Source organism: Streptomyces sp. NPDC058459, from assembly GCF_042721685.1.
Classification (GTDB): Bacteria; Actinomycetota; Actinomycetes; order Streptomycetales; family Streptomycetaceae; genus Streptomyces.
The window spans coordinates 1-25,771 of the sequence record NZ_JBHXLV010000081.1; the positions used below are offsets into that span (position 1 = coordinate 1).

The 25,771-nt window shown below is 70.4% G+C and carries 22 protein-coding genes; 14 read left to right on the forward strand and 8 right to left on the reverse strand.

All coding sequences use genetic code 11. The features are described from left to right. Window positions 1–49: 49 nt before the first annotated feature. Window positions 50–574: a DUF4245 domain-containing protein gene (locus ACFWN1_RS17070; RefSeq protein WP_384362588.1), complete on the reverse strand. Its 525-nt coding sequence runs from the start codon at window positions 572–574 to the stop codon at window positions 50–52. Between the two features lie 123 nt (window positions 575–697). On the opposite strand from ACFWN1_RS17070, the gene glpX reads away from it, so the two are divergent. Then, the gene (gene glpX / locus ACFWN1_RS17075) at window positions 698–1,732 is read left to right on the forward strand and encodes a class II fructose-bisphosphatase (protein ID WP_384362590.1); all 1,035 of its coding nucleotides are present in this window, start codon (window positions 698–700) and stop codon (window positions 1,730–1,732) included. An 84-nt stretch (window positions 1,733–1,816) separates the two neighbouring features. On the opposite strand, the gene ACFWN1_RS17080 is transcribed toward glpX, so the two are convergent. Together ACFWN1_RS17080 and ACFWN1_RS17085 are read right to left on the reverse strand one after the other, a co-directional pair. Continuing rightward, on the reverse strand, window positions 1,817–2,182 hold the full coding sequence (locus ACFWN1_RS17080; protein ID WP_384362592.1) for a WhiB family transcriptional regulator: 366 nt from the start codon (window positions 2,180–2,182) through the stop codon (window positions 1,817–1,819). A gap of 115 nt (window positions 2,183–2,297) precedes the next feature. After that, complete coding sequence (locus ACFWN1_RS17085; protein WP_384362594.1) at window positions 2,298–3,008, reverse strand: DUF1707 domain-containing protein; 711 nt, start codon at window positions 3,006–3,008, stop codon at window positions 2,298–2,300. 178 nt (window positions 3,009–3,186) lie between these two features. Here ACFWN1_RS17085 and ACFWN1_RS17090 point away from each other — a divergent pair, with 178 nt between their 5' ends. From ACFWN1_RS17090 to ACFWN1_RS17125, 8 genes are all read left to right on the forward strand, one after another. Beyond that, complete coding sequence (locus tag ACFWN1_RS17090; protein WP_384362596.1) at window positions 3,187–4,860, forward strand: fumarate hydratase; 1,674 nt, start codon at window positions 3,187–3,189, stop codon at window positions 4,858–4,860. 221 nt (window positions 4,861–5,081) lie between these two features. Beyond that, window positions 5,082–5,288 carry a hypothetical protein gene (locus ACFWN1_RS17095; protein WP_384362598.1) on the forward strand — a complete coding sequence of 69 codons (207 nt, stop codon included), beginning with the start codon at window positions 5,082–5,084 and terminating at the stop codon, window positions 5,286–5,288. Then, a complete protein-coding gene (locus ACFWN1_RS17100; RefSeq protein ID WP_384362600.1) occupies window positions 5,272–5,796 on the forward strand; it encodes a DUF6879 family protein in 525 nt (174 codons plus the stop codon). The genes ACFWN1_RS17095 and ACFWN1_RS17100 overlap by 17 nt, the downstream gene beginning before the upstream one ends. Continuing rightward, complete coding sequence (locus ACFWN1_RS17105) at window positions 5,786–6,628, forward strand: helix-turn-helix domain-containing protein (RefSeq protein WP_384362602.1); 843 nt, start codon at window positions 5,786–5,788, stop codon at window positions 6,626–6,628. The genes ACFWN1_RS17100 and ACFWN1_RS17105 overlap by 11 nt, the downstream gene beginning before the upstream one ends. A 1,176-nt stretch (window positions 6,629–7,804) precedes the next feature. Then, the gene (locus ACFWN1_RS17110; RefSeq protein ID WP_384362604.1) at window positions 7,805–8,584 is read left to right on the forward strand and encodes an SDR family NAD(P)-dependent oxidoreductase; all 780 of its coding nucleotides are present in this window, start codon (window positions 7,805–7,807) and stop codon (window positions 8,582–8,584) included. A gap of 60 nt (window positions 8,585–8,644) precedes the next feature. After that, window positions 8,645–10,033: a class II fumarate hydratase gene (locus ACFWN1_RS17115; RefSeq protein ID WP_384362606.1), complete on the forward strand. Its 1,389-nt coding sequence runs from the start codon at window positions 8,645–8,647 to the stop codon at window positions 10,031–10,033. 94 nt (window positions 10,034–10,127) lie between these two features. After that, on the forward strand, window positions 10,128–10,817 hold the full coding sequence (locus ACFWN1_RS17120; RefSeq protein ID WP_384362608.1) for a DUF402 domain-containing protein: 690 nt from the start codon (window positions 10,128–10,130) through the stop codon (window positions 10,815–10,817). Window positions 10,818–11,112: 295 nt separating this feature from the next. Continuing rightward, window positions 11,113–13,191 (forward strand): SpoIIE family protein phosphatase, encoded by a 2,079-nt coding sequence (locus ACFWN1_RS17125; protein ID WP_384362610.1) that lies wholly within the window; start codon window positions 11,113–11,115, stop codon window positions 13,189–13,191. Between the two features lie 57 nt (window positions 13,192–13,248). Here ACFWN1_RS17125 and ACFWN1_RS17130 read toward each other — a convergent pair whose 3' ends face one another. After that, window positions 13,249–15,606: a transglycosylase domain-containing protein gene (locus ACFWN1_RS17130; RefSeq protein ID WP_384362612.1), complete on the reverse strand. Its 2,358-nt coding sequence runs from the start codon at window positions 15,604–15,606 to the stop codon at window positions 13,249–13,251. 255 nt (window positions 15,607–15,861) lie between these two features. On the opposite strand from ACFWN1_RS17130, the gene ACFWN1_RS17135 reads away from it, so the two are divergent. The 3 genes from ACFWN1_RS17135 to ACFWN1_RS17145 are packed head-to-tail and all read left to right on the forward strand — an operon-like array spanning window position 15,862 to window position 19,414. After that, window positions 15,862–16,386, forward strand: coding sequence for a PadR family transcriptional regulator (locus ACFWN1_RS17135; RefSeq protein WP_384362614.1), 525 nt, complete (start codon window positions 15,862–15,864; stop codon window positions 16,384–16,386). Then, window positions 16,383–17,072 (forward strand): ABC transporter ATP-binding protein, encoded by a 690-nt coding sequence (locus tag ACFWN1_RS17140; protein ID WP_384362616.1) that lies wholly within the window; start codon window positions 16,383–16,385, stop codon window positions 17,070–17,072. The genes ACFWN1_RS17135 and ACFWN1_RS17140 overlap by 4 nt, the downstream gene beginning before the upstream one ends. Next, window positions 17,069–19,414, forward strand: a complete 2,346-nt coding sequence (locus ACFWN1_RS17145; protein WP_384362619.1) for an ABC transporter permease — start codon at window positions 17,069–17,071, stop codon at window positions 19,412–19,414. Before ACFWN1_RS17140 ends, ACFWN1_RS17145 begins: the two co-directional genes overlap by 4 nt. Here ACFWN1_RS17145 and ACFWN1_RS17150 read toward each other — a convergent pair. Continuing rightward, on the reverse strand, window positions 19,359–20,387 hold the full coding sequence (locus tag ACFWN1_RS17150; protein WP_384362621.1) for a LysR substrate-binding domain-containing protein: 1,029 nt from the start codon (window positions 20,385–20,387) through the stop codon (window positions 19,359–19,361). The genes ACFWN1_RS17145 and ACFWN1_RS17150 overlap by 56 nt on opposite strands. A gap of 135 nt (window positions 20,388–20,522) precedes the next feature. Here ACFWN1_RS17150 and ACFWN1_RS17155 point away from each other — a divergent pair, with 135 nt between their 5' ends. Further along, a complete protein-coding gene (locus tag ACFWN1_RS17155; RefSeq protein WP_384362622.1) occupies window positions 20,523–21,077 on the forward strand; it encodes a peroxiredoxin in 555 nt (184 codons plus the stop codon). Between the two features lie 3 nt (window positions 21,078–21,080). After that, window positions 21,081–21,614, forward strand: a complete 534-nt coding sequence (locus tag ACFWN1_RS17160; protein ID WP_384362624.1) for an alkyl hydroperoxide reductase — start codon at window positions 21,081–21,083, stop codon at window positions 21,612–21,614. A gap of 21 nt (window positions 21,615–21,635) precedes the next feature. Here ACFWN1_RS17160 and ACFWN1_RS17165 read toward each other — a convergent pair whose 3' ends face one another. The 3 genes from ACFWN1_RS17165 to ACFWN1_RS17175 form a co-directional block, all read right to left on the reverse strand. After that, the gene (locus ACFWN1_RS17165; protein WP_384362626.1) at window positions 21,636–23,021 is read right to left on the reverse strand and encodes an AI-2E family transporter; all 1,386 of its coding nucleotides are present in this window, start codon (window positions 23,019–23,021) and stop codon (window positions 21,636–21,638) included. A 157-nt stretch (window positions 23,022–23,178) separates the two neighbouring features. Further along, window positions 23,179–23,898 carry a transglycosylase SLT domain-containing protein gene (locus tag ACFWN1_RS17170; RefSeq protein ID WP_384362628.1) on the reverse strand — a complete coding sequence of 240 codons (720 nt, stop codon included), beginning with the start codon at window positions 23,896–23,898 and terminating at the stop codon, window positions 23,179–23,181. A 401-nt stretch (window positions 23,899–24,299) separates the two neighbouring features. After that, window positions 24,300–25,625, reverse strand: coding sequence for a PhoH family protein (locus tag ACFWN1_RS17175; RefSeq protein WP_384362630.1), 1,326 nt, complete (start codon window positions 25,623–25,625; stop codon window positions 24,300–24,302). Window positions 25,626–25,771: the final 146 nt, after the last annotated feature.

Below are 25,771 nucleotides of genomic sequence, written 5' to 3' on the forward strand. Positions count from 1 at the left end.
CCCCCGGAATGCGCTTCCGGGGGCCTTCGCGCATCGTGAGAGGGAGCCGCTAGGCCATCCTGAGCGCCGTCGCCATCGTGGTCAGGCGGTCGAAGGACGCGGTGCCCGACACCACGGTGGTGGAACCGGGGGTGCCCTCCAGGACGAGGGCGTCGTAGCGGCCGCCGGTGTAGCGGGTCCAGGTGCGGCCGTCGATCTTCTCGGTCGCCTCGGTCGCCCTGGCGCCCTGGGTGGCCTGCTCGATGAAGTCGGAGCGCTTCTGGGCCGACTGCTCGACCTGTACGTACTGGCCCTCGGGGTCCTGGAAACCGAGATGCCAGCGGTCGGACTCCCCGCCGCGGAAGCGGACGGAGGTCGCCTTCCAGGTGTCCGGCAGCCCCTCGGGGGCCGCCACCGGATAGCTCACGGCCCTGCGTGCCGTGGTCGTCTCGACCGTGTAGTCGACCCGGGGGAGGTCGGGCTCGTGGTCGTCGTGCGGGACGAAGACGTAGATGACCGCCGCCGCGATACCGATCAGGGCCAGGGAGAGGATCATGTCCCGGACCGTCTTCTGCTTGCCGTTCGAACCTGCCACGTCTCCTATGGTCTCAGGTCTCCCCCGTGCTCATCCGTGGGGCCCCCTGCTCATTTTGTAAGCCCGGAGATAGAGTCACCCCATACCCATCCGGCCGTCGTCGTATCAGAAAGGTGCGCTCCGATGACCGAGCATCATCATCTGCCGTCCGAACTCGATGTGCCCTCCGAGGCCCCTGACCGCAATCTCGCCCTGGAACTGGTCCGGGTCACCGAAGCCGCCGCCATGGCCGCGGGCCGCTGGGTCGGCCGCGGCGACAAGAACGGTGCCGACGGTGCCGCGGTGCGCGCCATGCGGTCCCTCGTCTCCACCGTGTCGATGAACGGCGTCGTCGTCATCGGCGAGGGCGAGAAGGACGAAGCGCCGATGCTCTTCAACGGGGAGCAGGTCGGCGACGGGACGGGCCCCGAGGTCGACATCGCCGTCGACCCGATCGACGGCACCACACTGACGGCCAAGGGCATGGCGAACGCGATCGCCGTCCTGGCCGCCGCCGAGCGCGGCGCCATGTTCGACCCGTCCGCCGTGTTCTACATGGACAAGCTGGTCACCGGGCCCGAGGCCGCCGACTTCGTGGACATCGACGCGCCCGTGTCGGTCAACATCCGCCGGGTCGCCAAGGCCAAGCGGTCCGCGCCCGAGGACGTGACGGTCGTCATCCTGGACCGGCCCCGGCACGAAGGGGTCATCAAGGAGATCCGGGACACCGGCGCGCGGATCAAGCTGATCTCCGACGGCGATGTGGCGGGCTCCATCCTGGCGCTGCGCGAGGGCACAGGCATCGACCTGCTGCTCGGCGTCGGCGGCACCCCGGAGGGCATCATCTCGGCCTGTGCGGTGAAGTGCCTGGGCGGCACGATCCAGGGCAAGCTATGGCCCAAGGACGACGAGGAGCGGGAGCGGGCGGTCGCCGCCGGCCACGATCTGGACCGGGTGCTGACCACGGACGATCTGGTGAGCGGGGAGAACGTGTTCTTCGTGGCCACCGGGATCACCGACGGGGAGCTGATGCGAGGAGTGCGGTACCGGTCCGAGACCGCCACCACCGAGTCCATCGTGATGCGGTCGAAGTCGGGGACCGTACGGAAGATCTCTTCCGAGCACCGGCTGAGCAAGCTGCGGGCCTACAGCGCGATCGACTTCGAGCGGGCGAAGTAGCGGATCAGGGGGCGCGGACGGCTTCGCGAACGCCGGTCCGCCGCGGCTGGTCGCGCGGTTCCCCGCGCCCCTGAACGCTTCGGCTCAGCCCGCTATGCGGGTCGCCGTCGTCTTCTGGAGTTCCACCTCGCGCCTGCGCCGACGGGCCAGCACCACGCGGCGCTCGGCGGCGGTCAGACCGCCCCACACGCCGTACGGCTCGGGCTGGAGCAGGGCGTGTTCGCGGCACTCGATCATCACCGGACAGCGGGCGCACACCCGCTTCGCCGCCTCCTCCCGGGACAGCCGGGCGGCGGTCGGCTCCTTCGACGGGGCGAAGAACAGACCGGCCTCGTCGCGGCGGCACACCGCCTCGGTGTGCCAGGGCGCGTCCTGATCCCTGTCTCGCGCCGGGCCCCGCTGGGCCGGAACGGCGGCTACCTGCAGGGACGAATGCGGCGGTTGCAGCACGGTCTACTCCTGACGACGGATTCGCTAGCGAGAGACGATGCAGCAAGCCCTACCCGTTGTGCGCGCGCCTATGCACTGCGTTCCCAACGACCGGCCAGGGAAGGCCTGTTCGGCATCAGTGACCGAGGTGCTTGCGCAGCTTCCCGTCGACCTTGCCGAGCTTGTCCTGGACCCGGTCGAGAATGTCCGCCACGAACCTGCCGCGCCGGGGCCGCGCCTCCACATTGCCGAGCACCGACCAGCCGTCGACATAGATCACCGGAGCGTCCGACTGGACCGAGTCCAGCGTGCTGACCTCGAAGTTGCCCAGCACACTGCCGCCGGTGCCGCGCAGCGACACGTTCTCCGGGACCCGGATCTGGACGTCCCCGAAGACCGAGACCGCCTTGATCACCACCTGCTGGTACTCGAACACCGCCTCGCTGAGGTCTATCTCCACGCTGCCGAACACCGCGAACGCGTGCACCCGGCGGCCGGCGCGCCAGCGGCCCCGGCGCACGGCGCTGCTGAAGACGGCGACCACGCTGGTGTCCGCGTCGGCCGGGAGCGAGCCGGGCGGCGGGCGGTGCGGGACGGAGGCGTACGCCGGCGCCGCCGGGCGGGCGTGGGCGGCGGGCAGGTCGCGTATGAAGGTGTCCAGCGCGCCGACGGTCTTGGTGTGCAGCACCCCCTCCACGCGCTCGGCATGCTCCTCGGCGGTGAGCCGGCCTTCGGCCAGGGCGTCACGGAGGATGTCGGCGACCCGGTCGCGGTCGGCGTCCGAGGCGCGCAGGTCGGCCGGGGGCGGGGCGGTGTCCGCGGGCTGGGCGTGCTTCTGAAGGTCCACGGCAGCAGCGTACCCAAACGCGATAGATCGCGACTAGGCCCTGTGGACAACTACCGGCCGGCCCCGCCGGACGGCAAGTGAGTCCTACCTCACCGGAGCGATGTCCGAGCCGGGTTCTACGCTGGACAGGCTCGCCGGCGTCGGCGCGCGCCGTCCGTCGAGTGAGGAATGGGCTGAGATGCCTGAGTTCGCGTACACCGATCTGCTCCCCCAGGGAGAGGACACCACGCCCTACCGGCTGGTGACCTCCGAGGGCGTGTCCACCGTCGAAGGGCCCGACGGGCGGACGTTCCTCAAGGTGGAGCCGGAGGCGCTGCGCAAGCTGGCCGAGGAGGCCATCCACGACATCCAGCACTACCTGCGGCCCGCCCACCTCGCCCAGCTGCGCCGGATCATCGACGACCCGGAGGCGTCGGGCAACGACAAGTTCGTCGCCCTGGACCTGCTGAAGAACGCGAACATCGCGGCGGCCGGCGTGCTGCCCATGTGCCAGGACACCGGCACGGCGATCGTCATGGGCAAGCGCGGCCAGAACGTGCTCACCGAGGGCGGCGACGAGGCGGCGCTGAGCCGCGGCATCTACGACGCGTACCTGAACCTCAACCTGCGCTACTCGCAGATGGCTCCGCTCACCATGTGGGAGGAGAAGAACACCGGCTCCAACCTCCCGGCGCAGATCGAGCTGTACGCGACCGACGGCGGCGCCTACAAGTTCCTCTTCATGGCGAAGGGCGGCGGCTCGGCCAACAAGTCCTTCCTGTACCAGGAGACGAAGGCCGTCCTGAACGAAGCCTCCATGATGAAGTTCCTGGAGCAGAAGATCCGTTCGCTGGGCACGGCCGCCTGCCCGCCGTACCACCTGGCGATCGTGGTCGGCGGCACGTCCGCCGAGTTCGCGCTGAAGACCGCGAAGTACGCCTCCGCGCACTACCTGGACGAGATCCCGGCCGAGGGCTCGCCGCTCGGCCACGGCTTCAGGGACAGGGAACTGGAGGAGAAGGTCTTCGAGCTGACCCAGAGGATCGGCATCGGCGCGCAGTTCGGCGGCAAGTACTTCTGCCACGACGTGCGCGTGGTGCGCCTGCCCCGGCACGGCGCGTCCTGCCCGGTCGCCATCGCGGTCTCCTGCTCGGCCGACCGCCAGGCCGTCGCCAAGATCACCGCCGAGGGCGTGTTCCTGGAGCAGCTGGAGACGGACCCGGCGCGCTTCCTGCCGGAGACGACGGACGAGCACCTCGACGAGTCCTCCGACGTCGTGAAGATCGACCTCAACCAGCCGATGGACGACATCCTCGCCGAGCTGACCAAGTACCCGGTCAAGAGCCGTCTCTCGCTGACCGGCCCGCTGGTCGTGGCCCGCGACATCGCGCACGCCAAGATCAAGGAGCGGCTGGACGCGGGCGAGGACATGCCGCAGTACCTGAAGGACCACCCGGTGTACTACGCGGGCCCGGCCAAGACCCCCGAGGGCTACGCCTCCGGTTCCTTCGGCCCGACCACCGCCGGGCGCATGGACTCCTACGTGGAGCAGTTCCAGGCGGCCGGCGGCTCCAAGGTGATGCTGGCCAAGGGCAACCGCAGCAAGCAGGTCACCGACGCCTGCGACGCGCACGGCGGCTTCTACCTCGGCTCCATCGGCGGCCCGGCCGCCCGCCTCGCCCAGGACTGCATCAAGAAGGTCGAGGTCCTGGAGTACGAGGAGCTGGGCATGGAGGCGGTCTGGAAGATCGAGGTCGAGGACTTCCCGGCCTTCGTCGTGGTGGACGACAAGGGCAACGACTTCTTCACTTCGCGGGAACCTGAACAGCCCACGTTCACCAGCATCCCGGTGCGGGGCCCTGGCCTCGCCTGAGTCACCCCCGGACAGCCTCACAGAGCCCTCGGCACACGTCGGGGGCTCTGTTGTTGCCCGTGGGCCAGACGGGCCCGCACCGGGTTACCCAGAGCCCCGCCGAGGCCACGGTTTACCCGACCACGCGAATATTGGCGTTGCCGCGTAGACGGGCCTGTCGGCCCCTCGTACCGTCGTAGGCGCCACGCCCCAACAGGGGCCAGCCACAAGGGGGTTTCGGCATGGCGCGCGAGGAACTGACCCGACTGACCGGCAATGGAAACGGCACCTGTGGGAAGGACGACTGCCCGAACGTCTACCGCACCGCCGACGGCTCTTTCGTCGTACAGGGCGACCTTTCCCAGGCGTTCACGCCGCCCGAGGGTGAAGGGATTGTAGAGATCCCCGAAGACGTGCTGAGGGAGGCCGTTCGTGTTCTTGGCTGGTGAGGAATGGGCGGCACGCTTCGAGGGCTTCCAGCGGGAAGCGTGGAGGCTTGAGACCCTGCCCCAATACCTCATGCCGCAGGAAGAAGAAGAGTTCCAGGCTTTCAAGGCGGGGGCCCGAATCGATCCCCAAGCCGTATCGAATGAGTACACCGACCGGCTACGCCGACAGGCGGCTGAGGGGCGCACTCAGGGCCGCGTGCACATCGTGACGCGGCCACTATCGGACTACCTGCAATTCGAGTTCGCGCAGTACTACGCCCCCCACGCGTTGGCGGGCGAACGCATCCGCATCCTCGACGTGACCGACCGGGATAACCCTCTGGCCGGCGTTCAGGACTTCTGGATGTTCGACCGCACCGAAGTGGTGCTCATGAATTACCATCCGGACGGACGACAGATCAGCCGTGAAGTCTACGAAGGGGACGTTGTCCCGTTCATCGAATACCAGCGGATCGCGGTAGCCGGGTCGGTGCCTCTTGAGGAGTACGTGAAGGGCATTGACCTTTGAGCCCGAGAGGCTAGGTCAATCAAGGTCCGACCTAGCGGAAGCCCTGAGAGGCCAGCGCAAGCGAGCCGGAAGGACACAAACCTGGCTCGCTCGCCGCTGCAGCATGTCTCAGACCAAGGTAAGCAACATCGAGGGCGGTAAGCTCACGCCCTCGCTTGTCGACGTTGAACTGATTCTGGAAGCCCTCGGGGCTGATGGCCCCCTGGCAGCCGAAATACTATCGTTGGCCAGGTCGGCAAACACGGAGTGGCAAGACCACTGGTCGTCTCGTCGCCGAGGCTTGGACAAGAAGCAGAACGAGCTAGCGAGGCTCGAAGCAGTCTCGACGGAGTTCCGCTTCTTCCTGCTCTCTATGATCACTGGACTTCTCGCCACACCCGAATACGTGCGCGCGAGCATCGCCGACGTTCCCGGCGACCAGTCGAAGACCATTGCGAAGAAGCTAGAGCGGCAACAGGTTCTTTACAGCGACTCGAAGTCGTTTACCTTCGTTCTCACCGAACAAGCGGTCAGATGGCCTCTATTGCCCCCCATGGCCATGGCTATGCAACTCGACCGGCTTGCATCCGTCTCCCGCCTCCCGAACGTACGCCTAGGGGTGATCCCCTTGGGCGGGCACATTCCAGAGAGGCCGCTGAACACATTCACGCTCTATGACCGCCGCCTGGCCACCGTGGAGACCGGCACCGGAGCCCTGGTACTGCGCGACCACAGAGACGTCACAGCCTATCTCAAAGACTTCGAAACCTACGAGCGATACGCGCTATTCGGCGACGACTGCCGAGCCCTCTTGGCCGAGTGGTCCGTGGTATTTACCCGACAACGCAAATAAAGCGGGTAGCCTCGCGCCCTCATTGGCACCATGACCTGACAGACATGGAGCCGAGGGGCGATCGATGCTGGAACACAAGCCGCACGCTGAATCCCAATCCGGACCGGCGAGGAATCCCGGCCCAGAGCCGGTCGGTGTAGAGGGGTGCATGACATGCGCCGCTCTCGCCGAGTCGCGCGAATCGGCCCGTAGAGCCTGTGTGCCCCAAGCGGTGGCATGGGCTAACCGAGAGATTGGCAAGCCTCACCGCTCGGCCGGCAAGGGGCGGCGGCCTGTCGCTACGGTGTGGGGGGTGGCTGTATGACCGCGCGGAAGACTTACCCCGGCGAGCCTGTCGACCTCCCCCTAGACAGTTGGCTATACGAAGCTCGGCCCCAGCCCGGTTGCGCGCGGTGCGCGGACGAAATGGCGAAGCTCGACCAGGCCGTGAAGAGCGGCGACGCTAGCGCGCGGTTCGAGGCGGCGCGAAACGTCCGGCGGTGCTCCCACGGGGCCAAGCCGTGACCGTGGCCCCTGAAAGGCCAAGGAATAAGCCTCGGGCAGGAAGACGGCCCGTCGACCCCGGCCCGCTCACCTTCGGCGAGGTGTGGCAGCGACTCGCAGATCTCTGCGCTACATGCTTCGGACACCGGGAAGTGTGGTGCTCGCACTGTGCGGGCTTCGGGGGCTGCTGGGCGTGCAGGGGAAAGGAACGCTTTCGTTGCCCCGAGTGCGCGGCCGGGAAGACGCCCGCCCTTCAGTGGTGAGTCAAGCGCCGTTCAATCGCGCTGCGCGCGCTTTCAGGCCCTCGACCGGTAGAGAGGCTGGGTGATCACGCTTCCGTGCTTCTTAGAAGCGATGGCGCGCAAGCCCGAGGCTCGAAAGGCTCTCGTCGAGCGGATCGACGGCGAGAGACGGAGCCATCGGCAACCACAGCAGTTCGAGCCGGGAGGGATGCACTGACAAGGGTCGGAGGCCTTGAAGTTGCCATGATCTCTTCGAGTGGAGTCATCGGACGCTTCCGGCTTCCTCGACTGGCGGGATAGTGCGTGCGTCCACGCGAGCTGAACAAGACGAACGACTTCTTCCAGGTCCCGGCGCCCGCGCCGACGTTCACCTTCATCCCGGTCCGGGGGCCGGGCCTCGCCTGAGGACCCGCGCGGGGGGCCGGCCGGAGCGGCACCCTAGGGTGCCCGCATGACTTCTGAGGCTTATCTCTCCGGGCTGTTCTCGCTGGACGGCCGGGTCGCCGTCGTGACCGGGGGCAGCTCCGGGATCGGGCGCGGGATCGCCGAGGCGCTGGCGCGGGCCGGCGCCTCGGTGGTGGTCGTGGCCCGGGGCGGGGAAGCGCTGGCGGCGACCTGCGCCCAGCTGGCCGAACTCGGCTGCCGTGCCGGGTGGGTGAGCGGCGACCTGAGCACCCGTGAGGGGGTCCGGGCCGCCGCAGAGGAGGCGGCCGGGGTGTTCGGGGAGCCCGACATCCTCGTCAACTGCGCCGGGGTCAATGTGCGGCCGCCCTTCAGCGAGTTGAGCGACGAGGAGTGGGACCTGACCCTCGGCGTGAACCTCACCGCGCCGCACCTGCTCAGCCGGCGGTTCGGGCCCGGCATGGCCGGGCGGGGCTTCGGGCGGATCATCCACATCTCCTCCCAGCAGGCGCACCGCGCCTTCGTCCGCTCGGGGGCGTACGGGGTGTCCAAGGGCGCGCTGGAGTCGCTCGCGCGCTCCCAGGCCGAGGAGTGGTCGCCGTACGGTGTCACCGCCAACACGCTGGTGCCGGGCTTCGTGATGACGCCGCTCAACGCGCGGCTGTCGTCCGACCCGGAGAAGGTGGCGGCGCTGGCCGCGCGGACCATGGTGGGACGCAACGGCCTCGCCGAGGACTTCGCGGGCGCCGCCGTCTTCCTGGCGAGCCGCGCCTCGGGGTACGTCACCGGCCAGTCCCTCTTCGTGGACGGCGGCTTCTCCGTGCACTAGCGACGACCCCGTCCGGCCCCGCTCAGGAACATCACGGCGCTCCCGTTCGCTGTAGGGGGCATGACCGACGAGTACCGCATCGAGCATGACTCCATGGGCGAGGTCCGTGTCCCCGCCCACGCCAAGTGGCGCGCGCAGACCCAGCGCGCCGTCGAGAACTTCCCCGTCTCCGGCCGGCGGCTGGAGCGCGCGCACATCGAGGCGCTGGCCCGCATCAAGGGGGCGGCAGCGAAGGTGAACGCCGACCTGGGCGTGCTGGACCCGGACGTGGCCGACGCGATCCGGGCGGCCGCCGGGGAGGTGGCGGACGGCACCTGGGACGACCACTTCCCGGTGGACGTCTTCCAGACCGGCTCCGGCACCTCCTCCAACATGAACGCCAACGAGGTGATCGCCACCCTCGCCGGCGAGCGGCTGGGCCGGGACGTGCACCCCAACGACCAGGTCAACGCCTCCCAGTCGTCCAACGACGTCTTCCCCTCCTCGATCCACGTCGCGGCCACCGCGGCGGTCGTACACGACCTGATCCCCGCGCTGGAACACCTGGCCGCCGCCCTCACCCGCAAGGCGGAGGAGTTCGCGGACGTGGTGAAGGCGGGGCGCACCCATCTGATGGACGCGACTCCCGTGACCCTGGGCCAGGAGTTCGGCGGCTATGCGGCGCAGGTGACGTACGGCGTGGAGCGGCTGCGTTCCGCGCTGCCCCGGCTGGCCGAACTCCCCCTCGGCGGAACGGCGGTGGGCACCGGGATCAACACCCCGCCCGGCTTCTCGGCGGCGGTGATCGAGGAGGTGGCGCGGGTGACCGGGCTGCCCTTCACCGAGGCCCGCGACCACTTCGAGGCGCAGGGCGCGCGGGACGGGATCGTGGAGACCAGCGGCCAGCTGCGGACCGTCGCGGTGGGCCTCACGAAGATCGCCAACGATCTGCGCTGGATGTCCTCCGGCCCGCGCACCGGCCTGGCCGAGATCCGGCTGCCCGACCTCCAGCCGGGCTCCTCGATCATGCCGGGCAAGGTCAACCCGGTCGTACCGGAGGCGGTGCTGATGGTCGCGGCGCAGGTCATCGGCAATGACGCCACCATCGCCACGGCCGGCGCCGCCGGGAACTTCGAGCTGAACGTGATGCTCCCGGTGATGGCACGGAACGTGCTGGAGTCGGTGCGGCTGCTGGCCAACGCCTCCCGCCTGCTGGCCGACCGCACCATCGACGGCATCACCGCCGACCGGGAACGCGCCCGCGAGTACGCCGAGTCCTCCCCCTCGGTCGTGACCCCGCTCAACCGCTATGTGGGCTACGAGGAGGCCGCCCGGATCGCCAAGAAGTCGCTCGCGGAGCGGAGGACGATCCGTCAGGTGGTGCTGGAGGACGGTTATGTGGAGCGCGGCGACCTCACTCTGGAGCAGTTGGACGAGGCGCTGGATGTCCTGCGGATGACGCGCCCGTGACGGTCCGCGAACAGCTCCGCCGATTTCCCGCCACCTGTCCGTGAGGGTGACGCGCACCGCAGCACCGGGTGCTTCCGGCACCTAATATCTGTCCATGACGGACGACGAAGCGGTGAGACGAGCGGAAGCGGCCCCTGCGGCGTACTGGACGCCCGGCACCCCGATCCTGTGGCGGTACCGGGAGAACGCGGGCGTCGCGTTCCACATCGCGCGCCCCGTCACCGTCGTCCGGGACGACGCCGAACTGCTCGCGGTGTGGCTGGCTCCCGGCACCGAGTGCGTGAAACCGGTGCTGGCCGACGGCACACCCGTACATCTGGAGCCGCTGGAGTCCCGCTACACCAAGCCGCGCGTGGTGCGGCGGGACCGCTGGTTCGGCACCGGGGTGCTGAAGCTGGCCCGGCCCGGCGAGCCGTGGTCGGTGTGGCTGTTCTGGGAACCGGGCTGGCGCTTCAAGAACTGGTACGTCAACCTGGAGCAGCCGCTGGCCCGTTGGGCGGGCGGGGTCGACTCCGAGGACCACTTCCTGGACATCTCCGTCCACCCGGACCGCACCTGGCACTGGCGGGACGAGGACGAGTTCGCTCAGGCGCTGCGGGACGGCCTGATGGACGCGGAGACCGCCGAGCGGGTCCGGGAGGCGGGGCGGCGGGCGGTCGGGACGATCGAGGCGTGGGGTCCGCCGTTCTCCGACGGCTGGCAGCACTGGCGGCCCGATCCGTCGTGGTCGGTGCCCGCGCTTCCCGAGGACTGGGACCGTACGCCCGCGCACGTGTCCTCATGAGACCCTTGATGCGCCCCCGGACCACAACCGTAGGATCGTCCTCCGCAAGGGCACCGAGGTACAACTGCCAGAATCCGCGCAGAGTCTGATCACATGTCACCGAGGGGCGGCAGCACGTGGGCGAGGGGTACGAGAGCAACGGCGGCGCGGTCGTCGCGAGGTTCAGCCCGGCGGCGGAAACTGCCCCTCACCACGCGGGAATTCCGTTCCCGGGGCACGTGATCCGGGTATCGGGACTTCGGCGGCATCTCCTGCGCGCCCGGCGCGCAGCCCCGGACGGACGGATTCGACACGCGTGACGGAGCAGCCCACCTCCCCCTGCGGACGCCCCCAGCCGGGCGTCGACCCCACCGCGCTCGGCGCGCTGCTGGGTGCCCCGGCACAGGCGCGGGGCGGCGCGGGCACGGGGAAGAACAAGAAGAAGGAGCGCCCAGTCAACGGCCCTGAGCACTCGCAGCCGGCCGCCGCCGAGCCGATGGGGGAACCTCCCGCGCGCGCGAAGTCCAGCGTGGGGGAGCACCGTCCGAGGCCGGCGCCGGAGTCCATTCCCGCCCAGCCGGGCGCCGAGCAGGCGCGCGCCCCGGGCGGCCCGGACCGGCGTACCGGGCGCGGTGGGCCGCCGGGCCGGCCGATGCCCATGCGGCGCGACGGGGACCGGCTGCGGTTCGTCGGCGCGGCGACCCGGCGCATCGCGCGCGGGCTCGATCTGGACGAGATCGTGATGGGCCTGTGCCGCGCCACGGTGCCCACCTTCTCGGACGCGATCCTGGTCTATCTGCGCGACCCGCTGCCGGTCGGTGACGAGCGGCCCACCGGGCCGGTCGTGCTGCGGCTGCGCCGTACCGACCGGATTCCGGACGAGCGGGAGACCGAGGGTCTGCTGCTGCCGCCGCCGTTCCCGGAGCCGGAGGCCGACCCGTCGGCGCTGGCCGCGTTCTCGGGACCGGCCGCGCTGACCGCCGAGCTGTGCGAGGTGCGTGCGGGTGGCGCGCTGAACGAGGTGCTGCGCGGGGTGCGCCCGGTGTTCGCGGACACCCCCGCGGCACGGGCCGCGCTGCCCGAGCTGCTCGGTGAGGACGGCGAGGCGGCCGTACCGTCCGGTCAGCGGGCGATCCTCGCGCCGCTGCGCGGGCGGCGCCGGGTGATCGGCGCGGCGGTGTTCCTGCGCCGCCCGGACCGGCTGGCGTTCGAGGCGGAGGACCTGCTGGTGGCGGCGCAGCTCGCCACGCACAGCGCGCTCGGCATCGACAAGGCGGTGCTGTACGGCCGGGAGGCGTACATCGCCGACGAGCTGCAGCGCACCATGCTCCCCGAGACCCTGCCGCATCCCACCGGGGTGCGGCTGGCCTCGCGCTATCTGCCCGCGGCGGAGACGGCGCGGGTGGGCGGCGACTGGTACGACGCGATCCCGCTGCCGGGCAGCCGGGTGGCGCTGGTGGTCGGCGATGTGATGGGCCACTCCATGACCTCGGCGGCGATCATGGGCCAGCTGCGCACGACCGCGCAGACCCTGGCCGGTCTCGACCTGCCTCCTCAGGAGGTGCTGCACCACCTGGACGAGCAGGCCCAGCGGCTGGGCACGGACCGCATGGCGACCTGCATGTACGCGGTCTACGACCCCGTCGCGCACCGCATCACCATCGCCAACGCCGGGCATCCGCCGCCGGTGCTGCTGCACCTGGGCGGCACCGCAGAGGTGCTGCGGGTGCCGCCGGGCGCGCCGATCGGCGTGGGCGGGGTGGACTTCGAGGCGGTCGAGCTGGACGCGCCCGCCGGGGCCACGCTGCTGCTGTACACGGACGGCCTGGTGGAGTCCCGCCTCCGGGACGTGTGGACCGGCATAGAGCAGTTGCGGGAGCGGCTGACCGCGACCGCGCAGCTGACCGGCCCAGGCCATCCGCCGCCGCTGGAGGCGCTGTGCGACGAGGTGCTGGACATGCTCGGCCCCGGCGACCGGGACGACGACATCGCGCTGCTCGCGGCCCGGTTCGACGGGATCGCGGCCGACGACGTGCGGTACTGGTCGCTGGACGCCGAGGACGCGGCGCCGGGCAAGGCCCGCCGGCTGGCCCGCGTGGCACTGGCCGACTGGGGTCTGGAGAACCTCACGGACTCGGTGGAGCTGCTGGTCAGCGAGGTGGTCACCAACGCGGTGCGCTACACCACGCGCCCGGTGACGATGCGGCTGCTGCGCACCGACGTGCTGCGCTGCGAGGTCGGTGACGACGTGCCGCAGCTCCCCCGGCTGTGCCAGGCCAGAGCCACCGACGAGGGCGGCCGCGGCCTGTACCTCGTCAACAAGCTGGCCCGGCGCTGGGGCGCGACCAGGCTGAGCGTCGGCAAGGTCGTCTGGTTCGAGCTGCACGGGGGCTGATCCCCCGTCCGGTACGACACGACGGGCGCCCGGCTACGGCCGGGCGCCCTTCGCGTGCTACTGGTCGTCGCCGTCCTGCTGGCCGGGGTCGGACGGGGTGCGCGTGGTGGTGGTACCGCCGGTGGGCGGCTCCGTGGTGGGCGTCTGGGTCGGGGTCTGGGTGGGCGCCGTCGGGGACGGGGTGTCGCTCGGGGTCTGGGTGGGCGTCTTGGACGGGGCGGCGGGGGTGGGCGGTTCGCTGCTCGGGGTCTGCGACGGCGTCTGGGACGGCGTCTCGCTGGGGGTCGGCGGCGGGGGCGGGGCGACGGCGGCACCCTGGGTGGTGTCGAGGTCGAACTCGGCCCGCCCGGTCACGCCGAAGGTGTAGGCCGCCCAGATCCGGGCCGGGGGGCCGCCGCCGTTGACGCGGCCACCGCCCATGGCGCCCTTGAGCGAGACATGGGCGAACTTCTTGACCTTCTCGCCCTCGCAGCCGGTGCGGCCGGCCTTGTGCGCCTCGCCGAACAGGCCGACGGAGGTGACGAGATCGGGGGTGTAGCCGGTGAACCAGGCCGAGCGGTCGCAGTCGGAGGTGCCGGTCTTGCCCGCCACCTGCTGCCCGGCCCGCAGCGGGTTGTCCGCCACGGACTGCCGGGCGGTGCCGTCGTCGACGACGCCGGTGAGTACGGAGGTCACCGTGTCGGCGGTGGTGCGGTCGAGCACCCGCTCGCCGACCGGGTTCGGCAGCTGGACCGAACGGCCCTGCCGCTCGGCCGACTTGATGATGCCCGGGGTGACCTTGCGGCCGTGGTTGTCGAGCGTGGCGTAGATGCCCGCCATCTCCAGCGGGCTGGCGCCCATGGACCCGAGGGTCTGCGCGGGGACCGCCTGCATGCCCTCGGTGTCCATGCCGAGCCGCTTCGCGGTGTCCATCACCTTGTCCATGCCGACATCCACGCCCAGCTGCGCGAACACGGAGTTGACGGACTTGTTCATGGCCGTCTGGACGCTGATGGGGCCGTAGTCCGCGTCGTCCTCGTTGGGCGGGGCGAAGCCGGCCCGGGAGCCGTGGTCGCGGACCTGGCGGCCACTGGTGCCGTCGTAGACGGTGTTCGCGCCGATGAGCTTGCCGCTCTGGGTGGTGGCGCCGTGCTCCAGCGCGGCAGCGAGGATGACCGGCTTGAAGGTGGAGGCGGGCTGGTAGTCGCGGCGGGTGGCGTTGTCGACCCAGTAGCTGTAGTAGTCCTTGCCGCCGTAGAGGGCGACGATCCGGCCGGTCTTCGGGTCGACGGAGACCGCGCCGGCCTGGACGTCGGCGTCGACGGGGCGGCGCCTGGGATCGAGTTCGCTGGTGAGCCGGGTCTTCACCGATTTCTCCAGCGCGGCCTGCTTCTTGCGGTCGACGTTGAGGGTGATGGTCCAGCCCTGGCCCTCGACCTTGGCCTCGGCCTCCGAGCGGGAGATGCCCTCCTGCTTCATCAGCTGCCTCTGCAGCTCGGTGTTGGCCAGCGAGACCAGGTAGCCCTTCTGGCCCTCCATGCCGGGGGCGCCCTTGGGCTCCTTGGGCACCGGGAACTTCATGGCGGCGCGCTTGCCCCGGTCGAGCCAGCGCTCCTTGACCATGTTGTCCAGGACGTAGTTCCAGCGGTCGCTGACGAGCCGCTTGCCGGTCGGCGTGGCGGTGGACCAGTCGTACTGGCTGGGCGCCTGGAGGAGAGCGGCGAGGTAGGCGCCCTGTTCGAGCGTGAGGTTCTGCGCGTCGACCCGGTAGTACGCCTGGGCGGCGGCCTGGATCCCGTAGGCGCCGCGGCCGTAGTAGCTGGTGTTGATGTAGCCGGCGAGGATGTCGTCCTTGGACTTCTCGCGCTCCACCTTCAGCGAGATGACCATCTCCTTGAGCTTGCGGGAGACGGTCTGGTCCTGGCTCAGGTAGTAGTTCTTGACGTACTGCTGGGTGATGGTCGAGCCGCCCTGCTTGCCGCGCCCCGCGAGGGTGTTGAGGATGCCGCGCGTGGTGCCCTTCAGGTCGACGCCGGGGTCGGTGTAGAAGGACTTGTTCTCCGCGGCGACGAAGGTCAGCTGGACCTTGCGGGGCACCTTGGAGAGGTCGACTATCTCGCGGTTGACCTTGCCGTCGCGGGCGAGGACGGTGCCGTCGCTGTACTTGTAGACGTTGCTCTGCCGCTGGGCGGCCACGTTGCCCGCGGGCACGTCGACCGACATGTACAGCGCGGCCAGGGCGCCCATGCAGAGCAGGCACAGGGCGAAGACCGTGCCGAGGATCTTCTTCCAGGTGAAGAGCCGGCGTATTCGGCCCTTGGCGGGCCTGCCGCCGGCGTCGCCGGAGACAGCGGGGGCCGGGGCTGGTGAACGGCGTGCGGGTGCCGCGCGGTGGCCGCCGCGCTGTCGCGCTCGTCTCTCGTCCGCTCGTCCCATGGCTCCCTTGGCTCCGCTTCCGTCTCGGGGTCAGCTCCGAAAGCTAACACCCGTCTATGTGACAAAGAGCGTCCGATCCACTCTTTTACGGACGTGAGAATGAGCACCCACCAGCACCCACCAGTACCGACCCCCAAAGGAACCGACGGGCAGGAAGAGCTGGGGGTTGCCTGCGGGAATACCCGAAAAAACGGAATTCTGGCCTCCGAACCCCGTTATGCACACGGGGTATACACGGCATGTAGAGTGCTCGGCATGTCCATCGGTCACACCCTTCTCGGACTCCTTGAGTCCGGCCCGCGGCACGGCTACGACCTCAAGCGGGCCTTCGACGACACCTTCGGCCACGACCGGCCGCTGCACTACGGGCAGGTCTACGCGACCATGTCCCGGCTGCTCAAGAACGGCCTCGTGGAGGTCGACGGGATCGAGGCGGGCGACGGGCCCGACCGGAAGCGCTACGCCATCACCGACGCCGGCATCACGGACGTCGAGCGCTGGCTCGCCAGCCCGGAGAAGCCGGAGGACTACCTCCGCTCGACCCTGTACACCAAGGTCGTACTGGCCCTGCTGACCCACCGCGACGCCGCCGAGGTCCTCGACACCCAGCGCTCCGAGCACCTGCGCACCATGCGCGTGCTCACCGACCGCAAGCGCAGGGGCGACCTGGCCGACCAGCTCATCTGCGACCACGCCCTGTTCCATCTGGAGGCCGACCTCAGATGGCTGGAACTGACCGCGGCACGCCTCGACAAACTTCGCACGGAGGTGGTCGCATGACCCCGCCCGACGGCTCCCTGCTCGTCGCCCACGACCTGCGCAAGTCCTACGGGGCCACCGACGCCCTCGACGGCGCCGCCTTCTCCGTCCACCCCGGCGAGGTCGTCGCCGTGATGGGCCCCTCCGGCTCCGGCAAGTCCACCCTGCTGCACTGCCTCGCCGGGATCGTCCGGCCCGACTCGGGCTCGATCACCTACGCCGGACGCGAGCTGACCACGATGAGCGACACCGAGCGCAGCGCCCTCAGGCGCGGGGAGTTCGGCTTCGTCTTCCAGTTCGGCCAGCTCGTACCGGAGCTGACCTGCGTGGAGAACGTGGCGCTGCCGCTTCGGCTGAACGGCACCGGCCGGAAGGAGGCCGAACGGGCCGCGCTGACCTGGATGGAGCGTCTCGAGGTGGACGGCCTCGCGCGCAAGCGGCCCGGTGAGGTCTCCGGCGGCCAAGGCCAGCGGGTCGCGGTGGCGCGGGCGCTGGTCACCGGGCCCCGGATGCTGTTCGCCGACGAGCCGACCGGCGCGCTGGACTCGCTGAACGGCGAGCGCGTGATGGAACTGCTCACCGACGCCGCCCGCTCGACCGGCGCGGCCGTCGTCCTCGTCACCCACGAGGCCCGGGTCGCGGCCTATTCCGACCGCGAGATCGTCGTCCGCGACGGCCGGTCACGGGACATGGAGCACAGCGCATGACCGTACGGCAGTACGCCCGCGACCTGGGGATGGGAGCCCGGTTCGCCGTGACCGGGGGGCGCGAGGGGTGGATACGTACGGCGCTGACCGCGGTCGGCGTCGGCATGGGCGTGGCGTTGCTGCTGCTCACCACCGCGCTGCCCGGTGTGATCTCCGCGCGCCACGCGGTCGAGGAGCGCCGGTCGGACTTCACGTTCACCGCGACCCCGCTGCCCAGGGGCGACGACACCCTGCTGCTGGCGGCCACCGACACCTGGTGGCGGGCCGCGTCGATCCGGGGCCGCCTCCTCGAACCCGAGGGCCCGAAGGCCCCGCTGCCGCCGGGCGTCGACCACTTCCCGGCCAAGGGCGAGATGCTCGTCTCCCCCGCGCTGGGCACGCTGCTCGCCTCCGGCGACGCGAAGCAGTTGCGCGCACGGCTGCCGTACCGGATCACCGGGACCATCGGCTCGAAGGGGCTGATCGGCCCGCGCGAACTCGTCTACGTGGCGGGTGCCGAGGGCATGCGGGTCGGAGGCGCCGGGGCCCGGGTCGTGCGGCTGCGCTCGTTCGGCGACCCGCAGCCGCGGTCCGAGGAGGCCGATCCGGTGCTGCTGATGATGGTGCTGGTGGTGTTCGTGGTGCTGCTGATGCCGGTCGCGGTGTTCATCGCCGCCGCCGTGCGCTTCGGCGGCGAGCGGCGCGACCGCAGGCTGGCCGCGCTCCGGCTGGTGGGCGCCGACAGCCGGACCACCCGGCGGATCGCGGCGGGCGAGGCACTGGCCGGCTCCCTGATCGGGCTGGTCATCGGCGCCGGACTCTTCCTGGCCGGACGGCAGCTCGCCGGGTCGGTGACGGCCATGGGCGAGAGCTTCTACCCCGCCTACCTCGACCCCTCTCCCCTGCTCGTCCTGCTGGTCGCGCTCGCGGTCCCGGCGTGCGCGGTGCTGGTGACGCTGCTGGCCATGCGCGGGGTGGTCATCGAGCCGCTCGGCGTGGTGCGCACCGCCGTGCCCGCCCGGCGCCGGCTGTGGTGGCGGCTGCTGCTGCCGCTGGCCGGGCTGGCGCTGCTCTACCCGATGCTCGGCCAGGGCCGTTCGAACGGCGACTTCAACCAGTACCTCGTCACCGCCGGTGTGCTGCTGCTGCTGGTCGGCATCACCGCCCTGCTGCCCTGGCTGGTGGAACGCGCCGTCGCCCGGCTCGACCCGGGCCCGCTGTCCTGGCAACTGGCGGTGCGGAGACTCCAGTTGAGCAGCGGTACGGCGGCCCGCACGGTCAACGGCGTCGCGGTCGCGGTGGCCGGCGCGATCGCGCTCCAGATGCTGTTCGCGGGCGTGCAGGGCGCGTACGTGCGGGACACCGGGCAGGACCCGTCCCGCGCGCAGCTGGAGATCGCCCTCTCCGACCGCGGCCAGGTCGGTCCGGCCGCCGCCTCGGTCGCCCGGACCCGGGGGGTGCGAGCCTCGGTGGGCCTGGCCACCGCCACGCTCGGGGAGAAGCCGCGCGACGCGGACGCCTCGCTCGACATCGTGGTGGGCGACTGCGCCTCGCTGCGCGAACTGGCCCACCTGCCGTCCTGCCGTGACGGCGACACCTTCGCCCTGAGCAGCCCGGAGTACCGCAGCGGGTTCGACCGCACCTCGCGTGACGCCGTACTGCGCCCCGGTCACGACGCCTACATCGACCCCGCCTACGCCGACGTCAAGGGGCTCTCGGTGCCGGTCGCGGTGCCGAAGCACCTGCGCTGGGTCACGGCCCGCGAGGACTCCCTGATGTCCCGCGCCAACGGCCTGCTGGTCACCCCGGCCGCCTTCCCGAAGGCGGCCGAACCGGCGCTGTCGGGCCAGGTCTTCGTACGGATGGACCAGGCGCTGCCGGACGTCCAGGAGTACGTGCGGAACACCGTCGCGCGGGTCGACCCGCTCGCGTACATCACGGCGGTGACGCCGACCGAGACGTCCTTCCGGTACACCTCCCTGCGCACCGGCATGCTGATCGGCGCCTCCTGTGTGCTGGTGCTGATCGGGGCCAGCCTCCTGGTCTCCCAGCTGGAGCAGTTGCGCGACCGGCGCAGACTGCTGTCGGCGCTGGTCGCGCTGGGCACCCGGCGCCGCACGCTCGGCCTGTCGGTGCTGTGGCAGTCGGCCCTGCCGATCGCGCTGGGCCTGCTGCTGGCCTCGGTGGTGGGCGTGCTCCTGGGCGCGGTGCTGCTGAAGATGTCGGCGGCCGAGGTGACCGTGGTCTGGCCCGACGTGCTGACGCTGACCGGCGTCGGTGCGGGCGTCGTCCTCGCGGTCACCCTGTTCACCCTGCCGCCGCTGCTCCGCATGACCCGCCCCGACGGGCTGCGTACCGAGTAGCGTCTCGGTCCGCCCCGCCCGTGATCCGTACGGGCAGCGGGCGCATCGCCTCGCGCAGGGCCGCGGCCAGCTCCTCGTACTCGGCGGAGCGGGCCGCGGCCGTGCGCATGGCGAGGGCGATCCGGCGGCTCGGGGCCGGGTGGGCGAAGGAGCTGGTGAGGACCTTGCCGCCCCGGGTCGCCTCCAGCTGTATCGCGGTGCGCGGCAGCAGGGTGCAGCCGAGGCCGCCCGCGACCAGCTGGACCAGGGTGGACAGACCGGCGGCGGTCGTGGTGACCGGGGCCGCGCCCCCGCCCCGGAACTCCCGGCCGGCCTCCCGGCAGATCTCCAGGGCCTGGTCGCGCAGGCAGTGTCCCTCGTCCAGCAGCAGCAGGTTCAGCTCGCGCAGCGCGTCGCGCGGGATGCCGGTGCGGCGGCCGACTTCATGGTCCAGCGGTGTGACGAGCACGAAGTCCTCGTCGAACAGCGGGAGTTCGGCCACCCCGGGCACACCGAGGGGCACCGCGAGCAACAGCAGGTCGAGCCGTCCGGAGTGCAGCCCGTCCAGCAGGCCGGCGGTCTGCTCCTCGTGCACCTGGAGGTCGAGCTGCGGATAGCGGTCGTGCACCAGCCGCAGCACGGTCGGCAGCAGATAGGGGGCGACGGTCGGGATGGCGCCGAGCCGCAGCACCCCGGTGAAGGGCGCCCGGACCGCCTCCGCCTCCTCCAGCAGCGCCCCCACCTCGGCCAGCACCGCCTTCGCCCGCACCGCGAGCCGCTCCCCGGCGGAGGAGAGCAGCACCTTGCGGGTCGTACGCTCCACCAGGGCCACGCCGAGCGTCTCCTCCAGCGCGGCGACCGCCCCGGACAGCGCGGGCTGGCTCATCCCGATGGCGGCGGCCGCGTCCCGGAAGTGCAGGTGCTCGGCGACCGCCGTGAAGGCCCGCAACTGCGCCAGGGTCGGCTGCTTCCGCCTGCCACCACTGATGGTCACTGATAGCCACCTCCGATCAACCGGACCGATTGTAGCTATTTCACTAATCAATTGACCCTGTGCCACCATCAGCCCAGTCCAACCCATGGGAGACATCCCGCAAGCTGGGATGTCCCCGCGCTGCAAGGAGAGCACGTGCTCACTGTCGGTGACAAGTTCCCCGAGTTCGAACTGACCGCCTGCGTCTCGCTGGAGAAGGGCAAGGAGTTCGAGACGATCGACCACAAGACCTACGAGGGCAAGTGGAAGATCGTCTTCGCGTGGCCCAAGGACTTCACCTTCGTGTGCCCGACCGAGATCGCCGCCTTCGGCAAGCTGAACGACGAGTTCGCCGACCGTGACGCGCAGATCCTCGGCTTCTCCGGCGACTCCGAGTTCGTCCACCACGCCTGGCGCAAGGACCACCCGGACCTGACCGACCTGCCGTTCCCCATGATGGCGGACTCCAGGCACGAGCTGATGCGCGATCTGGGCATCGAGGGCGAGGACGGCTTCGCCAAGCGTGCCGTCTTCATCGTCGACCAGAACAACGAGATCCAGTTCACCATGGTGACCGCCGGCTCCGTCGGCCGTAACCCCAAGGAGGTCCTGCGGGTCCTCGACGCCCTCCAGACGGACGAGCTGTGCCCGTGCAACTGGAGCAAGGGCGAGGACACCCTCGACCCGGTCGCGCTGCTGGCGGGTGAGTGACCCATGTCCCTCGACTCGCTGAAGTCCCGCGTCCCGGACTACGCCAAGGACCTGAAGCTCAACCTGGGTTCGGTCATCGGCAACTCCGGCCTCCCCGCCCAGCAGCTCTGGGGCACCGTGCTGGCGACCGCGATCGCCTCACGCTCCCCCATCGTGCTGCGTGAACTGGAGCCGGACGCGAAGGCGAACCTGTCGCCCGAGGCGTACACGGCGGCCAAGTCCGCCGCCGCCATCATGGCGATGAACAACGTCTTCTACCGCACCCGCCACCTGCTGTCGGACCACGAGTACGGCACCCTGCGCGCGGGCCTGCGGATGAACGTCATCGGCAACCCCGGCGTCGACAAGGTCGACTTCGAGCTGTGGTCCTTCGCGGTCTCCGCGATCAACGGCTGCGGTCTGTGCCTCGACTCGCACGAACAGGTGCTCCGCAAGGCCGGTGTCGAGCGCGACGTGATCCAGGAGGCGTTCAAGATCGCCTCCGTGGTCCTGGCGGTCGGCGTCACGCTGGACGCCGAGGCTGTCCTCGCCGAGTAGCCCCGCGCCCGAGGGCCCCGCTCACACCTGGTGAGCGGGGCCTTCGGTGGTTTCGCGGGCGTCGTCGGCGGCGATGTCCCCGGGCCCCTCGTCGGCCTCGTCGGCCCCGACGGCCTCGGCAGCCCCGACGGCCTCGTTTACGGGCGCCGGACCGGCTGAGTCCTCCGCACCCGGAGCCGGGTAGTGCTGCTCCGCCGAGTACTGCCGCAGGTACCCCACCACCGTGTTCGTCACCGCCACCAGCGGTACGGCCACCACCGCGCCGCCGATGCCGGCCACCATGCCGCCGGCCGCGACCGTGAGGACCACCGCGAGCGGATGGACCCGCACCGCCCGGCCCAGGATGAACGGCTGGAGGATATGGCCCTCGATCTGCTGGACGGCGAGCACCACGACCAGGGTCATCAGGGCGGTGAACACGCCCTGCGTCACCAGCGCGACGACGATCGCCAGCGCGCCGGAGGCGACCGCGCCGACCAGCGGGATGAACGAGAACAGGAAGATGAAGACCGCCAGCGGCACCGCCATCGGCACATCGAGGAAGTAGATGCCGATACCGATGAATATGGCGTCGATCAACGCGACCAGCACCGTGCCGCGCACATACGCGGTCAGGGTGGCCCAGGCACGCGGACCGGCACCGGCCACACCCGGACGGGCGGCGGCGGGGACCAGCTTCAGGAACCAGTCCCAGATCCGCTTGCCGTCGTAGAGTAGGAAGAGCGTCGAGAAGAAGACCAGCAGGATGCCGGTCAGTGCCTCGACGACGACCTGGACTCCCTCCAGACCGGCGGACGTTATCTGGTCGGTGTTGGCTCCGACGGCCTCGCGGAGGTTCTTGGCGATCTGGTTGATCTGCTTGTCGGTGACATGGAACGGGCTCTTCAGCAGCCAGTTGCGCAGATCGTCGATGCCGTTCTGGATCTGGCTGGAGAGGGTGTCGATGTTCTCCATGACCTGCCAGGTCACGAACCAGCCCAGCAGCGCGATGACCACGAAGCCCGATATGGCGGTCAGCGCCGTCGACGGACCGCGCGGCATGCCATGACGCATCAGCCGGGCCACGGTCGGCTGGAGCAGCGCGGTGACCAGCAGGGCGACCACGAACGCGAACACCACGAGCTGGACCGCGCTGATGACCCGCATCAGCACCCAGACCGTGCCGGCCAGGACCAGCAGCCGCCAGCCCGCCTCGGCCGCCACCCGCACACCCCACGGCACGGCGTGCGCGGGGTCGGGGCGCGGGGTGAGCGGTGCGGGCCGGGGCGCGGGAACGGCCACCGCGTCGGGGGGGCCTTCCGGTCCGGCGTGCTCCTTCCGGACCTCGGCCCGGCGCTCGTCCAGGCGCTCACTCATCTCGGTCAGACCGGCACCTAGCCGGCCGAGCCATCCTGGCATTCGCGTCATGTTGCCTACCCTTCCCCCGCGTCCCGGACCCACTCCGCCGCGCCTTGTCACGAACCTCGTCACGAAGGGGGAGTTGTCCGAGTACGACCGTACCGCGCGAAAGCCCCTCACCCGGGTAGGGGGAGGGGCTGCGCGCGGACGAGCGTCGGGAAGTCGCTCAGTACCAGTGGTTGGCCTGCCAGAAGGTCCATGCCTCGCACGGGCTGCCGTAGCGGCTGTCCATGTAGTTGAGGCCCCACTTGATCTGGGTCGCCGGGTTGGTCTGCCAGTCGGCGCCCACCGAGGACATCTTGGAGCCGGGCAGGGCCTGGAAGAGGCCGTAGGCGCCGGAGGAGGCGTTGACCGCGCGGTAGTTCCAGCTCGACTCGTGGTCCACGATGTTGCTGAAGCACTGGAACTGGCCGGCGCCCACCATCTGACGGGCCATGGCCTGGAGCTGGGCGACGGAGTAGCTGCTCTGCGGGGCGAAGCTGGAGACGTCGCGGATGTCGCTGCGGCTGGCGGCGGCGGCGGCCTTGGTCTCGGCACGCTCCTTCGCCAGCTCGGCCGCCTTCTCGGCGTCCTTCTTCTTGGCGATGGCCGTCTCGGCGGCGGCCTTGCGGGCCGCTGCTTCGGCGTCCTTCTTGGCGCTCGCGTCGGCCGCGATGGCCTGCGCGTCGGCCTGCTGCGTCAGGGACGCGGTCTGCACCTGCGCCTGCTGATCGGCGGGGAGCTCAGCGAGGAGCGTGGTGTCGGCGGCCGCAGGCTCGGCGTCGTTGTTCTGCGCGACGCTGCCCGAGGCAACCCCGACGACGCTTCCCACGGCGGTGACCGCGGTGGCCGACGCCACTGCGAATCCCCGGACCGAAATCCGGCTCACACGGTTTCCTTCCAGCATCGCCCGCTTCGGTGACCGTGGCGGACGCGATCGTGCCCCCGACACTGGCCTCCCAACTGAAGGGTCACAGGAGACACGGGCCCGGTGGGCGACTCCCGCACGGGGAGCACCGCGTGATGCTCGGGCGGCATACGACGACGCTATGGAGTTGGCGACTTGCTCCGTGGATCGCGCCTGCCGGGGGGCTGGAACGTGCCTCGGGGTACAGGTGTGTCGTATGCGGGGCCTGACAGGACTGAGACTCTGCCGTAACCCGGCGACGAGTGGCAATTCCGGGTTGCGTGTGAAAGCTCACACCTCGTTTGGCCCAAGGGGATTCAGGAAATACCCGCGCACGCAGACGCCGCCCGGCTAAGCTCTTCGGCTTCGCCGGGCGGCGCCTGTGGTTGTCAGAGAACAGGTCAGATGTGGCCGTCCTCCAGCATTTCGGTCACCAGTGCCGCGATCTGGGACCTTTCGGACCGGTTCAGCGTGACGTGCGCGAAGAGCGGATGTCCCTTCAGCTTCTCCACGACGGCCACCACGCCGTCGTAGCGGCCGACACGCAGGTTGTCCCGCTGCGCCACGTCATGGGTGAGCACCACCCGCGAGTTGGCGCCGATCCGGGAGAGCACCGTCAGCAGCACGTTGCGCTCCAGCGACTGCGCCTCGTCCACGATCACGAAGGCGTCGTGCAGCGAGCGGCCGCGGATGTGGGTGAGCGGGAGGACCTCCAGCATCCCGCGCGCCGTGATCTCCTCGATGACCTCCCGGTTGGTGACCGCCGAGAGCGTGTCGAAGACGGCCTGGGCCCAGGGGCCCATCTTCTCCGCCTCGCTGCCCGGCAGATAGCCCAGTTCCTGCCCGCCGACCGCGTACAGCGGCCGGAAGACCATCACCTTCTGGTGCTGACGGCGTTCCAGGACCGCCTCCAGGCCCGCGCAGAGCGCCAGCGCCGACTTGCCGGTGCCGGCGCGGCCACCCATGGAGAGGATGCCGACGTCCGGATCGAGCAGCAGGTCGAGCGCGATGCGCTGCTCGGCGCTGCGGCCCTTGATGCCGAACGCCTCCCGGTCACCGCGCACCAGCCGGACGCTGCCCTCCGGGGTGACGCGGCCGAGTGCCTTGCCGCGCTCGGACTGGATGGTCAGTCCGGTGTGCACGGGCAGCTCGGACGCCTCGGGCACGAACACATGGCCTTCCTCGAAGAGGATGTCCACCTGTTCACCGGGGAGCGTCAGTTCGGACATGCCGGTCCAGCCGGAGGAGTCCGTGATGGCGAGTTCGGCGCGGTACTCCTCGGCCAGCAGACCGACCGAGGACGCTTTGATCCTGAGCGGCAGGTCCTTCGACACGACCGTGACGTCGAACCCCTCGGCCTGGAGATTCCGGGCCACCGCGAGGATGCGGGAGTCGTTGTCCCCCAGGCGGTAGCCGCTGGGCAGCACGCTGGGGTCCGAGTGGTTGAGCTCGACACGGACGGTCCCGCCGAGTTCCCCCATCGGGATGGGAGCGTCGAGCCGGCCGTACCGCACCCGGTAGTCGTCCAGCAGGCGCAGGGCCTGACGGGCGAAGTAGCCGAGCTCGGGATGGTGCCGCTTGGCCTCCAGCTCGGTGACCACGACGATCGGGAGCACTACCTCGTGCTCCTCGAACCGGGTCATGGCTTTGGGATCGGCCAGCAGGACGCTGGTGTCGAGAACATAGGTGCGCCGGTCGGGCTGGTGGCGCTTTGTGCTGGTCACCACGGAAGGACGTACCCCCTCGGATGAGGTCGGGGAGCGACGAGGTGGAACTGGACCGGTCTCCAGGCCCCCGCGGACGGCGGGCCGGGGTCCGGCCCCCCGCCGCTGCTCCGTGCGGGCGACCCCCGGTCGGGCTGGTGCAAAGGGCC

Bases quoted from the DNA above. Each gene is read 5' to 3' on its own strand.
- glpX (WP_384362590.1), top strand. From the start codon at position 698: ATGACCGAGCATCATCATCTGCCGTCCGAACTCGATGTGCCCTCCGAG.
- ACFWN1_RS17090 (WP_384362596.1), top strand. From the start codon at position 3,187: ATGCCTGAGTTCGCGTACACCGATCTGCTCCCCCAGGGAGAGGACACC.
- ACFWN1_RS17095 (WP_384362598.1), top strand. From the start codon at position 5,082: ATGGCGCGCGAGGAACTGACCCGACTGACCGGCAATGGAAACGGCACC.
- ACFWN1_RS17110 (WP_384362604.1), top strand. From the start codon at position 7,805: ATGACTTCTGAGGCTTATCTCTCCGGGCTGTTCTCGCTGGACGGCCGG.
- ACFWN1_RS17115 (WP_384362606.1), top strand. From the start codon at position 8,645: ATGACCGACGAGTACCGCATCGAGCATGACTCCATGGGCGAGGTCCGT.
- ACFWN1_RS17120 (WP_384362608.1), top strand. From the start codon at position 10,128: ATGACGGACGACGAAGCGGTGAGACGAGCGGAAGCGGCCCCTGCGGCG.
- ACFWN1_RS17130 (WP_384362612.1), bottom strand. From the start codon at position 15,606: ATGGGACGAGCGGACGAGAGACGAGCGCGACAGCGCGGCGGCCACCGC.
- ACFWN1_RS17135 (WP_384362614.1), top strand. From the start codon at position 15,862: ATGTCCATCGGTCACACCCTTCTCGGACTCCTTGAGTCCGGCCCGCGG.
- ACFWN1_RS17140 (WP_384362616.1), top strand. From the start codon at position 16,383: ATGACCCCGCCCGACGGCTCCCTGCTCGTCGCCCACGACCTGCGCAAG.
- ACFWN1_RS17145 (WP_384362619.1), top strand. From the start codon at position 17,069: ATGACCGTACGGCAGTACGCCCGCGACCTGGGGATGGGAGCCCGGTTC.
- ACFWN1_RS17160 (WP_384362624.1), top strand. From the start codon at position 21,081: ATGTCCCTCGACTCGCTGAAGTCCCGCGTCCCGGACTACGCCAAGGAC.
- ACFWN1_RS17165 (WP_384362626.1), bottom strand. From the start codon at position 23,021: ATGACGCGAATGCCAGGATGGCTCGGCCGGCTAGGTGCCGGTCTGACC.
- ACFWN1_RS17170 (WP_384362628.1), bottom strand. From the start codon at position 23,898: ATGCTGGAAGGAAACCGTGTGAGCCGGATTTCGGTCCGGGGATTCGCA.